This window comes from Neisseria sp. CCUG17229 (assembly GCF_047839235.1).
GTDB lineage: Bacteria > Pseudomonadota > Gammaproteobacteria > Burkholderiales > Neisseriaceae > Neisseria > Neisseria brasiliensis.
In genome coordinates, this window is record NZ_CP181247.1 from 431,804 (window position 1) to 446,627 (window position 14,824).

Annotated in this window: 11 protein-coding genes and 2 rRNA genes; 10 read left to right on the forward strand and 3 right to left on the reverse strand. The window is 49.5% G+C overall.

Annotation, left to right across the window (positions count from 1 at the left end; genetic code table 11):
* Positions 1–255 precede the first annotated feature (255 nt).
* The 5 genes from ACM67B_RS02135 to ACM67B_RS02155 all read left to right on the forward strand — a co-directional run bounded on the left by ACM67B_RS02135 (position 256) and on the right by ACM67B_RS02155 (position 7,046).
* Positions 256–3,147, forward strand: a 23S ribosomal RNA gene (locus ACM67B_RS02135).
* Between the two features lie 120 nt (positions 3,148–3,267).
* A 5S ribosomal RNA gene (rrf, locus tag ACM67B_RS02140) occupies positions 3,268–3,381 on the forward strand.
* Between the two features lie 145 nt (positions 3,382–3,526).
* Complete coding sequence (locus ACM67B_RS02145; protein ID WP_416190495.1) at positions 3,527–3,814, forward strand: ComEA family DNA-binding protein; 288 nt, start codon at positions 3,527–3,529, stop codon at positions 3,812–3,814.
* A gap of 370 nt (positions 3,815–4,184) precedes the next feature.
* On the forward strand, positions 4,185–5,228 hold the full coding sequence (aroG, locus tag ACM67B_RS02150; protein WP_416189955.1) for a 3-deoxy-7-phosphoheptulonate synthase AroG: 1,044 nt from the start codon (positions 4,185–4,187) through the stop codon (positions 5,226–5,228).
* A gap of 255 nt (positions 5,229–5,483) precedes the next feature.
* Entirely contained in the window at positions 5,484–7,046 is a 1,563-nt protein-coding gene (locus tag ACM67B_RS02155) for a TerC family protein (protein ID WP_416189956.1), read from the forward strand.
* A gap of 63 nt (positions 7,047–7,109) precedes the next feature.
* Here the strand turns inward: ACM67B_RS02155 and rng are convergent, their stop codons facing one another.
* On the reverse strand, positions 7,110–8,603 hold the full coding sequence (gene rng / locus ACM67B_RS02160; protein WP_416189957.1) for a ribonuclease G: 1,494 nt from the start codon (positions 8,601–8,603) through the stop codon (positions 7,110–7,112).
* Between the two features lie 287 nt (positions 8,604–8,890).
* Between rng and grxC the strand changes: the two genes are divergently transcribed.
* From grxC to ACM67B_RS02185, 5 genes are all read left to right on the forward strand, one after another.
* Positions 8,891–9,148 carry a glutaredoxin 3 gene (gene grxC, locus ACM67B_RS02165; protein WP_416189958.1) on the forward strand — a complete coding sequence of 86 codons (258 nt, stop codon included), beginning with the start codon at positions 8,891–8,893 and terminating at the stop codon, positions 9,146–9,148.
* A gap of 23 nt (positions 9,149–9,171) precedes the next feature.
* Entirely contained in the window at positions 9,172–9,606 is a 435-nt protein-coding gene (gene secB / locus ACM67B_RS02170; RefSeq protein WP_095503609.1) for a protein-export chaperone SecB, read from the forward strand.
* Between the two features lie 99 nt (positions 9,607–9,705).
* The gene (gene recG / locus ACM67B_RS02175) at positions 9,706–11,748 is read left to right on the forward strand and encodes an ATP-dependent DNA helicase RecG (RefSeq protein ID WP_416189959.1); all 2,043 of its coding nucleotides are present in this window, start codon (positions 9,706–9,708) and stop codon (positions 11,746–11,748) included.
* Positions 11,749–11,845: 97 nt separating this feature from the next.
* Positions 11,846–12,382, forward strand: coding sequence for an isochorismatase family protein (locus ACM67B_RS02180; RefSeq protein WP_416189960.1), 537 nt, complete (start codon positions 11,846–11,848; stop codon positions 12,380–12,382).
* A gap of 12 nt (positions 12,383–12,394) precedes the next feature.
* Positions 12,395–12,895: a GNAT family N-acetyltransferase gene (locus tag ACM67B_RS02185; RefSeq protein WP_416189961.1), complete on the forward strand. Its 501-nt coding sequence runs from the start codon at positions 12,395–12,397 to the stop codon at positions 12,893–12,895.
* Between the two features lie 56 nt (positions 12,896–12,951).
* On the opposite strand, the gene ACM67B_RS02190 is transcribed toward ACM67B_RS02185, so the two are convergent.
* Both ACM67B_RS02190 and tsaE read right to left on the reverse strand, forming a co-directional pair.
* On the reverse strand, positions 12,952–14,184 hold the full coding sequence (locus tag ACM67B_RS02190; RefSeq protein WP_416189962.1) for an N-acetylmuramoyl-L-alanine amidase: 1,233 nt from the start codon (positions 14,182–14,184) through the stop codon (positions 12,952–12,954).
* Positions 14,172–14,642 carry a tRNA (adenosine(37)-N6)-threonylcarbamoyltransferase complex ATPase subunit type 1 TsaE gene (gene tsaE, locus ACM67B_RS02195; RefSeq protein WP_416189963.1) on the reverse strand — a complete coding sequence of 157 codons (471 nt, stop codon included), beginning with the start codon at positions 14,640–14,642 and terminating at the stop codon, positions 14,172–14,174. Before tsaE ends, ACM67B_RS02190 begins: the two co-directional genes overlap by 13 nt.
* Positions 14,643–14,824 lie beyond the last annotated feature (182 nt).

Below are 14,824 nucleotides of genomic sequence, written 5' to 3' on the forward strand. Positions count from 1 at the left end.
ACAAATTGGAAAGCCGAAATCAACAAACAAAGACAATGTTGATTTACTTTGACAATCAGCTATTTGCAAATGGCTGATTGTTGTAAAGAAGTAAATCACAGAATTTGGGTGATGATTGTATCGACTTAACCCTGAAACACAAAAGGCAGGGTTAAGACACAACAAAGCAGTAAGCTTTATCAAAGTAAAAACATCTAGTTCCACTACTTGTCAACGGTAGTGCGGATTAAGTCAAAGAGGTTCTTGAAATGATAGAGTCAAGTGAATAAGTGCATCAGGTGGATGCCTTGGCGATGATAGGCGACGAAGGACGTGTAAGCCTGCGAAAAGCGTGGGGGAGCTGGCAATAAAGCTTTGATCCCGCGATATCCGAATGGGGAAACCCACTGCATTTTGTGCAGTATCCTAAGCTGAATACATAGGCTTAGAGAAGCGAACCCGGAGAACTGAACCATCTAAGTACCCGGAGGAAAAGAAATCAACCGAGATTCCGCAAGTAGTGGCGAGCGAACGCGGAGGAGCCTGTACGTGATAATTGTTGAGATAGAAGAACAAGCTGGGAAGCTTGACCATAGTGGGTGATAGTCCCGTATTCGAAATCTGATCAATGGTACTAAGCGTACGACAAGTAGGGCGGGACACGTGAAATCCTGTCTGAATATGGGGGGACCATCCTCCAAGGCTAAATACTCATCATCGACCGATAGTGAACCAGTACCGTGAGGGAAAGGCGAAAAGAACCCCGGGAGGGGAGTGAAATAGAACCTGAAACCTGATGCATACAAACAGTGGGAGCGGACATGTTCCGTGACTGCGTACCTTTTGTATAATGGGTCAACGACTTACGTTCAGTAGCGAGCTTAACCGAATAGGGGAGGCGTAGGGAAACCGAGTCTTAATAGGGCGACTAGTTGCTGGGCGTAGACCCGAAACCGAGTGATCTATCCATGGCCAGGATGAAGGTGCGGTAACACGCACTGGAGGTCCGAACCCACGCATGTTGCAAAATGCGGGGATGAGCTGTGGATAGGGGTGAAAGGCTAAACAAACTCGGAGATAGCTGGTTCTCCCCGAAAACTATTTAGGTAGTGCCTCGAGAATGAGACTGATGGGGGTAAAGCACTGTTATGGCTAGGGGGTTATTGCAACTTACCAACCCATGGCAAACTAAGAATACCATCAAGTTGCTCCTCGGGAGACAGACAGCGGGTGCTAACGTCCGTTGTCAAGAGGGAAACAACCCAGACCGCCAGCTAAGGTCCCAAATGATAGATTAAGTGGTAAACGAAGTGGGAAGGCCCAGACAGCCAGGATGTTGGCTTAGAAGCAGCCATCATTTAAAGAAAGCGTAATAGCTCACTGGTCGAGTCGTCCTGCGCGGAAGATGTAACGGGGCTCAAATCTATAACCGAAGCTGCGGATACGTGTTTACACGTATGGTAGGGGAGCGTTCTGTAGGCCGAAGAAGGTGCATTGAGAAGTGTGCTGGAGGTATCAGAAGTGCGAATGTTGACATGAGTAGCGATAAAGCGGGTGAAAAGCCCGCTCGCCGAAAGCCCAAGGTTTCCTACGCAACGTTCATCGGCGTAGGGTGAGTCGGCCCCTAAGGCGAGGCAGAAATGCGTAGTCGATGGGAAACAGGTTAATATTCCTGTACTTTGATTCAATGCGATGTGGGGACGGAGAAGGTTAGGTTAGCAAACTGTTGGAATAGTTTGTTTAAGCCGGTAGGTGGAAGACTTAGGCAAATCCGGGTCTTCTTAACACCGAGAAGTGATGACGAGGCACCAAGGTGCTGAAGTAACCGATACCACGCTTCCAGGAAAAGCCACTAAGCTTCAGTTGAATCAGAACCGTACCGCAAACCGACACAGGTGGGCAGGATGAGAATTCTAAGGCGCTTGAGAGAACTCAGGAGAAGGAACTCGGCAAATTGATACCGTAACTTCGGGAGAAGGTATGCCCTTCGATGTGAAAGACTAGCTCTGTAAGCATTGGAGGGTCGCAGAGAATAGGTGGCTGCGACTGTTTATTAAAAACACAGCACTCTGCTAACACGAAAGTGGACGTATAGGGTGTGACGCCTGCCCGGTGCTGGAAGGTTAATTGAAGATGTGCAAGCATCGGATCGAAGCCCCAGTAAACGGCGGCCGTAACTATAACGGTCCTAAGGTAGCGAAATTCCTTGTCGGGTAAGTTCCGACCCGCACGAATGGCGTAACGATGGCCACACTGTCTCCTCCTGAGACTCAGCGAAGTTGAAGTGGTTGTGAAGATGCAATCTACCCGCTGCTAGACGGAAAGACCCCGTGAACCTTTACTGTAGCTTTGCATTGGACTTTGAAGTCACTTGTGTAGGATAGGTGGGAGGCTTAGAAGCAGAGACGCCAGTTTCTGTGGAGCCGTCCTTGAAATACCACCCTGGTGACTTTGAGGTTCTAACCCAGACCCGTAATCCGGGTCGGGGACCGTGCATGGTAGGCAGTTTGACTGGGGCGGTCTCCTCCCAAAGAGTAACGGAGGAGTTCGAAGGTTACCTAGGTCCGGTCGGAAATCGGACTGATAGTGCAATGGCAAAAGGTAGCTTAACTGCGAGACCGACAAGTCGAGCAGGTGCGAAAGCAGGACATAGTGATCCGGTGGTTCTGAATGGAAGGGCCATCGCTCAACGGATAAAAGGTACTCCGGGGATAACAGGCTGATTCCGCCCAAGAGTTCATATCGACGGCGGAGTTTGGCACCTCGATGTCGGCTCATCACATCCTGGGGCTGTAGTCGGTCCCAAGGGTATGGCTGTTCGCCATTTAAAGTGGTACGTGAGCTGGGTTTAAAACGTCGTGAGACAGTTTGGTCCCTATCTGCAGTGGGCGTTGGAAGTTTGACGGGGGCTGCTCCTAGTACGAGAGGACCGGAGTGGACGAACCTCTGGTGTACCGGTTGTCACGCCAGTGGCATAGCCGGGTAGCTAAGTTCGGAAGAGATAAGCGCTGAAAGCATCTAAGCGCGAAACTCGCCTGAAGATGAGACTTCCCTGAGGATTTAATCCTCCTAAAGAGTCGTTCGAGACCAGGACGTTGATAGGTCGGGTGTGGAAGCGCAGTAATGTGTGAAGCTAACCGATACTAATTGCTCGTGAGGCTTGACTCTATCATTTGAAGAACTTCAAAGATAAAAGCTTACTGATGATTCAGTCATCACCAACAGTTGATTAAAGAATAAATAAGTGCAGGAGACTGCATAACGGCTTACCGATTTGTACAGTTTAAGTTTGGCGGCCATAGCGAGTTGGTCCCACGCCTTCCCATCCCGAACAGGACCGTGAAACGACTCAGCGCCGATGATAGTGTGGTTCTTCCATGTGAAAGTAGGTCACTGCCAAACACCCATTCGAAGCCTCTGACCCTTGTCAGAGGCTTCTTTACGTTTAAAATAACCCCAAACCGACCACACGATTTGCCATCCCGGCAGCGGCTAAATATAATGCACACTTTAACCGTTCAAAAAAGGAGCAACCGGCGTGAATACTTTGAAAAAAATCCTCTTTACCGCACTGGCTACTCTGGCCGCCTCGATATCGGCTGCAGCCGTCAATATCAATACGGCCTCCGAAAGCGAACTGACCGCCCTGCCGGGCATCGGCCCAGCCAAAGCCAAAGCGATTGCGGAGTACCGCAAACAGCACGGCAGCTTTAAAACGGTGGACGAATTGAAAAACGTCAAAGGCATTGGCGAGGGAATCTTCTCGAAGCTGAAGAATGAGGCTACTGTCACTGCGCCGGCCAAGAAGGCTGCCCGGCCTGCTGTTAAGAAGTAGCCGCTTGCTGGATGATTGGAAAGTGGAGGCCGTCTGAAACATGTCAGGTTCAGACGGCTTTTTGTTTTGTCTCTTGGCAGGTTAAATTTGAGATAAAATATATCATCTGATGGATTATTTTAATGAACCGTTAGAAGACAGCGAATCCATTAAACATAATAACAGTTATTCCTACTGAAGTATCCTGAAAATAAATTTAGAATAAAATTCTAAATAATAATAAAAATTAGAAAATTATATAACTAATTAGGTTAGAAAATTAGACTTTTGATATAAAATTGCGATATATAAATTTTAATGCTTGTTTAATTCATGTAAAAAAGGTAATCTATACACACTTAATGAATAATAGAACAGAAAGATTAATCTAATGAATCAACCACGCCAAACAGATGATGTCAGAATTAAAGCAGTAACCGAATTATTACCACCGATTGCTCATTTATATGAATTACCGATCAGCGAACAAGCTGCTGAATTGGTTCATCAAACCCGACAAGAAATTGCTGATCTAGTACATGGTAAAGACAACCGTTTATTGGTGATTATTGGCCCTTGTTCGATTCATGATACCAAAGCCGCAGTAGAATACGCTGAGCGATTATTGCCATTGCGTCAGAAATATGAAAAAGAATTATTGATTGTGATGCGTGTATATTTTGAAAAGCCGCGTACCACAGTCGGCTGGAAAGGCTTAATTAATGATCCATATTTAGACGGCACTTTCGATATCAACTATGGCTTGCGTCAGGCACGTAGCTTGTTGTTGACTTTGAACAATATGGGTATGCCGGCTTCGACTGAATTTCTTGATATGATTACGCCACAATATTATGCCGACTTGATTTCATGGGGGGCAATTGGTGCGCGTACCACTGAAAGCCAGGTTCACCGTGAATTATCGAGCGGCTTGTCTTGTCCGGTTGGCTTTAAAAACGGTACAGATGGTAATTTGAAAATTGCCATTGATGCCATTGGTGCCGCGAGCCATCCGCATCATTTCTTATCAGTAACCAAAACCGGCCATTCAGCGATTGTACATACTGCCGGTAACCCTGATTGTCATGTGATTTTACGCGGTGGCAAAGAGCCGAATTACAGTAATGAGCATGTGAAAGCAGCGGCCGAGCAGTTAACCCAAGCTGGTCAAACACCAAAAGTGATGATTGATTTCAGCCATGCCAACAGCCGTAAAGACTACAAACGTCAAATGGAAGTGGCGCAAGATGTTGCCCAGCAATTGCGTGATGGTGAAAACAACATTATGGGTGTAATGGTGGAAAGCCATTTGATGGAAGGCCGTCAAGATAAGCCGGAGAATTACGGTCAAAGCATCACGGATGCCTGCATAGGTTGGGACAGTACAGAAGAATTGTTGGCATTATTGGCAGAAGCCAATCGCTCTCGGGTATAAGTAATCTGTCTGAACGGATGGGAAATATTGGGTAAAGGTGGGAATATGTTTGCCGGCAAAATAAACTTTGCCACAGTAGATTTAACCTGATAAACTATCCAAATCATTATTTTGATAAGGCATACATACCCCATGAAAGACGCGGAGCAGGATAGTTCGATATTACGTCCTTCGTGTATGTATTGTATATTTGAAGCAGCCGGATGAATCTTATTCATCGGGCTGCTTTTTCACATTTAAAGGAATAGAAAGATCATGGATCTCAGTTGGTTAGCCGACCCGCATACTTGGATAGGCTTTGCAACGCTTTTGGTGCTTGAAGTGGTTTTGGGCATTGATAACCTTGTGTTTGTCGCGATTTTGGCCAATAAGGTCAAACCTTCGCTGCGCGATAAAGCACGGATTACCGGCTTAGGCTTGGCTGTGGTGATGCGCGTCATCATGCTGGCTTTTATGGCGCACATCATGACCTTGACCGCACCGCTGTTTCACATTGGCGACTGGCCGGTGTCAGGGAAAGATATAATTATGCTCGCCGGTGGTCTGTTTTTGCTTTATAAGGCGACTACTGAATTGCACGAGCGCTTGGAAGGCCACAACCATTTTGCCATTGCTGAAACGCAAAAAAAACACGCCGCGTTCGGTGCGGTGGTGGCGCAAATTTTGGTACTGGATGCGGTATTTTCCATCGACTCGGTAATCACCGCTGTGGCCATGGTGGATCACATTGTGGTGGCAATGGCGGCTGTAGTTGTAGCGATGACCGTGATGATTATTGCCAGCAAACCGTTGACCGAATTTGTAGAAAAACACCCGACAGTGGTGATGCTCTGCTTGGGCTTCCTGCTGATGATTGGTTTCAGCCTGATTGCTGAAGCCTTCCATTTCCACATTCCTAAAGGCTATCTGTATGCTGCCATCGGCTTCTCGATTCTGATTGAGGTGTTTAACCAAGTTTCGCAGAAAAACAGCCGTAAAAACGATTACATCAGTAGCTCATGGCGTAAACGCACGGCTGAAAACGTGTTGGGCATGATGGGTATCCGTGAAACGATTTTAGCGAAAAATGGTGATGAGGCAGAGGACAGCAGCCATTTTGAAGAAAACGAAAAATCCATGATTCGCAGCGTGTTGACGTTGGCCGAACGTCCGATTCAAGGTGTGATGATTCCGCGCCGTGAAATTGAGCGCTTGGATATTTCGCAAAGCAAAGAAGAGCAGCGTGAACAACTGCAAAATACGCCATACAGCCGTTTGCTGGTGGTGGGTAAAGCAGGTGTGGACGAGCCGTTGGGCTACATCAACAAAAAAGATTTGCTGACCCAATTATTGCAAGGCGGCGAATTGAATATTCAGACGGCCTTACGCCAGCCGCTGATTTTGCCGGAAACGACTACTGCGCTGAGTGCGATTGAATTGTTCCGCCAAAGCAGTGCGGATTATGCCTTGGTGGTTGATGAGTTTGGTGCGGTATTGGGTATGGTGACGATGAAAGACATGCTCGAAACCATTGCCGGTGAATTCCCTGAAGAATTCGAGCGGGAAGAAGAGCCGATGATGCAGGCCAATGCCGACGACGAAAGCCTGACGGTGGACGGCGCTTTGGAATACGTCGATTTGGCGCCACAATTAGGCTTGCCGCCACAAGATGAAGATGCGGACTACCATACCGTCGCCGGCTTGATTATGGAAGAGCTGGAGAGCCTGCCGAATGTTGGTGATTTTGCCGATTTCCACGGCTGGCGTTTTGAAGTGATTGAAAAAGAAGGCCAGCGCATCGACCGCGTGAAAATTACTCGATTGCCGGAAGAAGAGTAATCGGTTATACAAAAGGCCGTCTGAAACTTTGCTGTTTCAGACGGCCTGTTTATTTTAAGAAAGTTAAATTAAAACAATATCATACTGTTCTTGCGTGTAAGCAGTTTCTACGGCCAGCGAAATCGGTTTGCCGATAAAATCAATCAGCATGGCCAACGATTGAGATTCTTCATCAAGAAACAAATCAATCACATTCGGCGCGGCGAGAATGCGGAATTCCTTGGCATCAAAGCGGCGGGCTTCACGCACAATCTCGCGTTGAATCTCGTAGCACACGGTTTGTGGTGTTTTCAGACGGCCTCTACCTTGGCAGGAAGGGCAGGGCTCACACAAGATTTGGTTTAGGTTTTCGCGTGAGCGTTTGCGGGTGAGTTCGACCAAACCTAGGCTGGTAAAGCCGTTGAGCGTGACACGGGTGCGGTCGAAACTCAAGGCTTTGGCCAATTCCTGCAACACGGCTTCGCGGTGTTCTTCTTTGGCCATATCGATGAAATCGATGATGATGATGCCGCCCAAATTGCGCAGGCGCAGTTCGCGGGCGATGGTGTGGCAGGCTTCGAGATTGGTGCGGAAGATGGTTTCATCGAAATTGCGTGCGCCGACAAAGCCGCCGGTGTTCACATCGATGGTGGTCATCGCTTCAGTCGATTCGATAATCAAATAGCTGCCGAAATTCAGATTCACGCGCGGTTGCAGTGAGCGGCTGATTTCCTGCTCGATGTTGTGGGTTTCAAACAGCGGGCGGTCGCCTTTGAACAATTCCAATTTGTCCACCGCACCTTGCACATACAATTGCGCAAACTCATTCATGCGGCGGAAATTTTCAGTGGAATCGACCAGAATTTTTTGCGTATCCAAGCTGAACATATCGCGCAACACGCGCAAGTTGAGCGACAAATCTTGGTAAAGCAAGGTTTCAGGCGGCTGGGTTTTCGATTGGTGCTGAATGTGTTCCCACACTTTGGTCAGGTAATGGATGTCGGCCTGCAATTGCTCGTCGGTGGCATTTTCCGCATTGGTGCGGATGATGTAGCCGTGGCACGCACTTTCAGGCAGCAAATTCAGCAAACGCTCACGCAGAATAGTGCGCTCGGCATCGTCTTCAATGCGTTGCGAAATGCCGATGTGCTCTTCTTGCGGCAGATGAACCAAAAAACGGCCGGCCAGCGAAATCTGCGTGGAAAGGCGCGCACCTTTGGTGTTGATGGGGTCTTTGATGACCTGCACCAAAATGGTTTGCCCTTCAAACAGCATATGCTCAATGCGCTGCGTTTCATCGGGATTGCGGCGTTGCTCCAAGACATCGACGATGTGCAGGAAAGCCGCACGCTCTAAGCCGATGTCGATAAACGCGCTTTGCATACCGGGTAAAACGCGTCGCACCACGCCTAAATAAATGTTGCCGACCAAGCTGTGGCCGGTGTTGCGTTCGATGTGCAACTCGCAAATGTTGTTTTCTTCCAAAACCGCCACACGCGTTTCCTGCGGGGTGATGTTGACCAAGACGGTTTCGGGCGGACGAATGGTGTCCTTAGGAATCGGAATACCTGCTAACATATTGAATTTCCAAGAATATAAAAAATACTTTTGCAATCTGCCCGCTGGGGGCAAACAGATTGCAAAAGTAGCTTTGTCTTGCCTTGGTAATGATACTTCAAAAGCCGTTTGTCTGCCATGACTATGATGGTCTTATAAGCGCCCGATAGGCCGTCTGAAAACGTAGCAGCAAACATCGCCAACCTTTAGCACGACCGCTTATCTGAATTCACAATCCATTCACACGCCCACTTGTAAAATGCGCCTTATGCCCATATAGTGTTCAAAAGCATTCAAGAAAGCGCATTATGCAACCCGTAACCATGTACACTGGCGCGTTTTGCCCGTATTGCACCATGGCAAAAAAGCTTTTGGCCGCCGTGGGCGTGACCGAAATCAAAGAAATCCGCGTGGATAAAAATCCGGCCGATTTTGCCGAAATGCAACAATTGAGTGGTCAGCGTAGCATTCCGCAAATTTTTATCGGCGACACCCATGTCGGCGGTTTTACCGATTTATACCGCCTGCAGCAGCAAGGCGAGTTAATTGAATTACTCAATTCATAACCCTAAACAGATAGGAAAACAAAATGGCAGAAGAATTGCAACCTGTATTCAGCATTGAGCGTTTATATGTAAAAGATTTGTCTTTGGAAGTGCCTAATGCACCACAAATCTTCTTGGAACAAGGCGATCCTGAAGTCGATATGCGCGTGTCAACCGCCAGCCAAAAGCTGGAAGAAGGCATTTACGCCGTTGATGTCACCGTGACCGTTACCGCTAAGCTGAACGCAGAGCGCACCATGTTCCTGAACGAAGTGACCCAAAGCGGCATTTTCCGTTTGGAAAACATTCCGGAAGAAGACACCCAATTGCTGTTGGGCGTGGCTTGCCCGAACATCTTGTTCCCATACGCACGCGAAGCCATTTCTTCAACCGTGACCCGCGCCGGCTTCCCACCGGTATTGTTGGCACCAATCAACTTTGAAGCAATGTACCAACAACAGCAAGAAGGCAATGCTTAATTTGAAGCCTTGATGTTTCATCAAAAGGCCGTCTGAATTTCAGACGGCCTTTTTTCCGTTAAAATACGGCAAACCACGATTGTTTTGAATATAACCGCCATGATGACACCCGAAACCCAAAAACAGCTCAAAGTCGCCGACACCACCGCCCAAAAGCTCGACAAGCTGAATTTAAACAGCGCGTGGGATTTGGCGCTGCACCTGCCTTTGCGCTATGAAGACGAAACCCACATCATGCCGATTGCTGATGCGCCGGTGGGCGTGCCGTGTCAGGTGGAAGGGGAAGTGGTGCATCAGGAAGTGACCTTCAAGCCGCGCAAGCAATTGGTGGTGCAGATTGCCGATGGTTCTGGCAGCGTGTTGCATTTGCGTTTTATTCATTTTTACGCCAGCCACCAAAAGCAGATGGCGGTGGGCAAACGCATTCGCGCGGTGGGCGAAATCAAGCGTGGGTTTTACGGCGATGAGATGATTCACCCGAAAATCCGCGATGCCGAGAGCACCGGTTTGGCCGAAAGCCTTACGCCGATTTACCCGACGGTGAATGGCTTAAACCAGCCGACCCTGCGCCGCATTGTTCAGACGGCCTTAGACAGCATTCCTTTGCACGACACCTTACCCGACGATTTATTAGGCCGTCTGAAACTGCCGCACTTGGCCGAAAGCCTGCGCCTGCTGCACTCGCCGCCGCCAAGCTTCACCATCCATCAGCTTTCAGACGGCACCTTGCCCGCATGGCAGCGGCTGAAATTTGACGAACTGTTGGCGCAGCAATTGTCCATGCGTTTGGCGCGACAAAAGCGCGTCAGCGGCGCAGCGGCACCGTTAAACGGCGATGGCAGTTTGGTGCAAAAGCTGCTCGATTCCTTGCCGTTTGCCCTGACCCAAGCCCAGCAGCGCGTGGTGGGCGAAATCAAGCAAGACTTGACCGAAACCTTTCCCATGCACCGCCTGCTGCAAGGCGATGTCGGCAGCGGTAAAACCATTGTTGCTGCATTGTCCGCGCTCACCGCCATCGAAGCCGGCGCACAAGTCGTCGTGATGGCACCGACCGAAATCTTGGCCGAGCAACACTTTATCAAGTTCAAACAATGGTTTGAGCCGCTGGGTTTGACCGTGGCATGGCTTTCCGGCAGCCAGCGCAAAAAAGAAAAAGACAGCAACAAAACCGCCATTTCAGACGGCCTTGCCCAAATCGCCGTCGGCACGCATGCGCTGTTTCAAGACGATGTCGCCTTCCATAATCTCGGCTTGGTGATTGTCGACGAGCAACACCGCTTCGGCGTGGCGCAACGTTTGGCCCTAAAAAACAAAGGCAACGACGTGCATCAGCTGATGATGTCGGCCACGCCGATTCCGCGCACGCTGGCGATGAGTTTTTTCGCCGATTTGGACGTGTCCGTCATCGACGAATTGCCGCCCAACCGCACGCCGATTAAAACACGGCTGGTGAATAGCGTGCGCCGTGCCGAAGTCGAAGGGCTGGTGTTGGGCACTTGCCAAAAAGGGCAGCAGGCGTATTGGGTGTGTCCGCTGATTGAAGAGAGCGAAACGCTGCAACTGCAAACCGCCGTCGATACCCTTGCCGAGCTTCAGACGGCCTTACCCGAACTCAACATCGGCTTGGTACACGGCCGCATGAAACCTGCTGAAAAAGCCGAAGTAATGGCCGAATTTATCGCAGGCCGTCTGAATGTGTTGGTGGCGACCACCGTGATTGAAGTCGGCGTCGATGTGCCCAATGCCAGCCTGATGGTGATTGAACACGCCGAACGCATGGGCTTGGCGCAACTGCACCAGCTACGCGGCCGTGTCGGACGGGGTGCCGCCGCCAGTGCCTGCGTGCTGCTGTTTACCGAGCCCTTGAGCGAACTGGCCAAAGCGCGGCTGAAAGTAATTTACGAACACACCGATGGCTTTGAAATCGCCCGCCAAGACTTAAATATCCGCGGTCCCGGTGAATTCTTAGGCGCACGCCAAAGCGGCGTGCCGATGCTGCGTTTTGCCAATCTGGAAGAAGATTTGCACCTGCTCGAACAAGCCCGCGAAATTGCGCCGAAACTGATTGCCGAGCGGCTGGATATTGTGCAGGCGCATTTGGATCGGTGGTTGAGTAGTCGGGAAGGGTATTTGGGGGTGTGATTTAAGGCCGTCTGAAAGCGCAATATTTTTCAGACGGCCTGTGTTTACGGTACAATCCAATCACATTATTCATGCCGTCTGAAAAAGGAGAAAAATCATGAAACCGGAAAATACATTATGCATCGTGGTTGATATTCAGGAGCGTTTGCTGCCTGCTTTGCACAATGCAGATTCAATGGTTGAACGCAGCCGTGTGGTGATTCAGGGCTTGCAGGCTTTGGATGTGCCGTTGGTGGCGACGGAGCAGTATCCGAAGGGCTTGGGTAAAACTGTGCCGGCGGTGCAGCTTTTGTTCGGTGATGGGGCGGCGGTGTTTGAGAAAACTCGTTTTTCGGCAGTGATTGATGAAGTGGAAGCCGTGTTGAATGAAAAGAAGATTGAAAACGTGATTTTGCTCGGTGCCGAAGCGCATGTGTGCATGTTGCAAACGGTGTTGGATTTGCGCGCCAAGGGTTTGGCGGTGTATGTGCCGTTTGATTGCACCACTTCGCGCAATCCAGCCAATAAAGACAATGCGTTGCAGCAAATGCGTGATGCCGGTGCGGTGGTGAGCAACAGCGAAAGCGTGTTGTTCCAATTGTTGGGCGACGCGAAGCATCCGGCGTTTAAAACCGTATCGAAACTGATTCAGTAAAGGCCGTCTGAAATGCAATATGTGGTTGCCGAAGCGGTGCAGGACGATTTGCCTGCCATTGTCGCTATTTACAACAGCACGATTGAGTCGCGCCAATCAACGGCGGATTTGCAGCCGGTGACGGTAGCCGAGCGGCAGACGTGGTTTGAGGCGCATGGCGGCAAACGGCCGTTGCTGGTGTTAAGGGATGTGCGCAACGAGATTGTGGCGTGGGGCAGCTTCAGCGATTATTATCCGCGCCAAGCCTACCACATCAGCGCGGAAATCAGCGTGTATGTGCGGCAGGATGTACGCGGTGTCGGCGTGGGTAAAGTGTTGCTGCGCTATATGCTGGAGCGTGCACCGTCGTTGGGCATCCGCAATGTGTTGGCGGTGATTTTCGGTCACAATCACGCCAGTATTCGCTTGTTCCGTTCGTTTGGTTTTGAAGAATGGGGGCGTTTGCCGCAGGTGTGCGATTTGGAAACGCAGTTGGCAGATATTGTGATTTTGGGTAAGAAGATTTTGGATTGATTGTATTGGATAAAAAGACCGTCTGAATTTCAGACGGTCTTTTTATCTTATTTATCTTAACGGCGCAAAATCGCTGAATTGACATATTTCTGCACGCCTGTGGCAATCGCTTGGGCGCAGCGGATGCGGAAAGACGCATCGGCCAACAGCTTTTCTTCAATCGGGTTGGACAAGAATGCCGTTTCGACCAGAATCGACGGAATATCCGGCGCACGTAATACGGCAAAGTTGGCTTCATCCACACGGCCTTTGTGAAGCTGATTGAGCTTACCTAATTCCGTCAACACCGATTGGCCGAGCTTACGGCTGTCGCGCATGGTGGCGGTTTGCGCCATATCGAGCAAGGCATTATCTACGAAGGGGTTGCCGCTGGCACGGACACCACCGATGGCATCGGCGTTATTCTGGGTTTGTGCCAGAAATTTGGCTGCTGCGCTGCTGGCTCCGCGCGGGTTGAGAATATACACACCGGTGCCGCGAGCGGTGGGACTGGTAAATGAGTCAGCATGTATCGAGATAAATAAATCGGCCTTTTTTGCTCGGGCTTTGGCTACGCGAACATTGAGCGGAATAAAAACATCTTCGTTACGTGTCATGTAAACTGTATAGCCTAAGGCTTCCAGTCGTTTTTTGACTTCGCGCGAGATAGACAAGACGACGTTCTTTTCTTGCAGTCCCCCTCTACTGATGGCTCCGGGATCCTCGCCACCGTGACCGGGGTCAAGCATGATGATAGGGCGGCGTGTTTTGCTGTTGCTTGGCGGGGATGGGGTATTCACTCTGCGCGGGCGTAATGGATCTGAAGAAGCATTGCCGTTGAGCAAAGCCATCATTGGATCATTGACATCTACGCCGTGTGGATAAAGATCGATTACCAAGCGGTGTTTGAAACCGCTCACCGGTGCGAGTGCAAACAATTGTGGGTGTATGCTTTGCTTTAAATCAATTACTATGCGTACGGTAGTCGGTGTATTTTGTCCGACACGGATGCTGCGGATGAAAGGATCATCCGCTAAGACTTTCTTTGAGAAATTCTGCAAAACGGTATTGATGTTGGCATTTTGAATATCGACTACCAGGCGGTTGGGATTATCGAGCAGAAAATGCTGGAATTGCAATGTCGAAGAGGCCTCAAGCGTTACACGCGTGTAAGAGTGTGCCGGCCAAATGCGGGCAGCCACAAATTGGACGGGCTTGGTGCTTTTAGCCAATGCGGCAGAAATCGGTGTCAGTGTAAAAAACAAACCCGCCGTGTGGCGGACCATTTGTCGTCGTGTCAGTTTAACCATGCTTCCAAACTTTTTCGGCCTTGGGTTGTGTGGGCAGTGAACTTCACCGTTCTGCCGTGGTCTGTGTGATTTAATGAAAGAGTGATGTCTGCTGCCGGTGTAAATTCACCGCCTTGTTGCGGCCATTCGATCAGGCAGATGCTTTGATTATCGAATAAATCGTCTAAGCCGGCATCTTCCCATTCTTCGGGTGTACTGAAGCGGTAGAGATCAAAATGGTGCAGTGTGAAATCGGTAAGCGGATAAGATTCGACAATGGCATAAGTCGGGCTTTTTACTGCCCCCTGATGTCCTAAGCCGCGCAGTAAGCCGCGAGTCAACGTGGTTTTGCCTGCGCCCAGGTCACCTTGCAGATAAACCACCAATGGTGCGGTCAACGATTGCGCCCAGCTTGCACCCAGCGCCAAAGTTGCTTCTTCGTTGGCAAGAAAACGGCTCACGTTTGCACCATCAGTCATAAAATCGGCCTTATTATCGCGATATTAAAGTATAAATTATGATGGAATCCGGCTGATTTGCAAACCTTATGAATGATAAATTTAGATAAAGTTGGCGTAAAATTCGGGTTTTGAAGGAATCGTTGGCATAATTTTTAGATTAAAGGCGACAGATGGCCTAAATAACATTTCAATGAGGCAGG

What these genes read in the sequence shown, in the direction of transcription:
- ACM67B_RS02185 (WP_416189961.1), top strand. Translation starts at nt 12,395, where the DNA reads ATGCAATATGTGGTTGCCGAAGCGGTGCAGGACGATTTGCCTGCCATT.
- ACM67B_RS02190 (WP_416189962.1), bottom strand. Translation starts at nt 14,184, where the DNA reads ATGGTTAAACTGACACGACGACAAATGGTCCGCCACACGGCGGGTTTG.
- aroG (WP_416189955.1), top strand. Translation starts at nt 4,185, where the DNA reads ATGAATCAACCACGCCAAACAGATGATGTCAGAATTAAAGCAGTAACC.
- secB (WP_095503609.1), top strand. Translation starts at nt 9,172, where the DNA reads ATGGCAGAAGAATTGCAACCTGTATTCAGCATTGAGCGTTTATATGTA.
- grxC (WP_416189958.1), top strand. Translation starts at nt 8,891, where the DNA reads ATGCAACCCGTAACCATGTACACTGGCGCGTTTTGCCCGTATTGCACC.
- ACM67B_RS02155 (WP_416189956.1), top strand. Translation starts at nt 5,484, where the DNA reads ATGGATCTCAGTTGGTTAGCCGACCCGCATACTTGGATAGGCTTTGCA.
- tsaE (WP_416189963.1), bottom strand. Translation starts at nt 14,642, where the DNA reads ATGACTGATGGTGCAAACGTGAGCCGTTTTCTTGCCAACGAAGAAGCA.
- rng (WP_416189957.1), bottom strand. Translation starts at nt 8,603, where the DNA reads ATGTTAGCAGGTATTCCGATTCCTAAGGACACCATTCGTCCGCCCGAA.
- recG (WP_416189959.1), top strand. Translation starts at nt 9,706, where the DNA reads ATGATGACACCCGAAACCCAAAAACAGCTCAAAGTCGCCGACACCACC.
- ACM67B_RS02180 (WP_416189960.1), top strand. Translation starts at nt 11,846, where the DNA reads ATGAAACCGGAAAATACATTATGCATCGTGGTTGATATTCAGGAGCGT.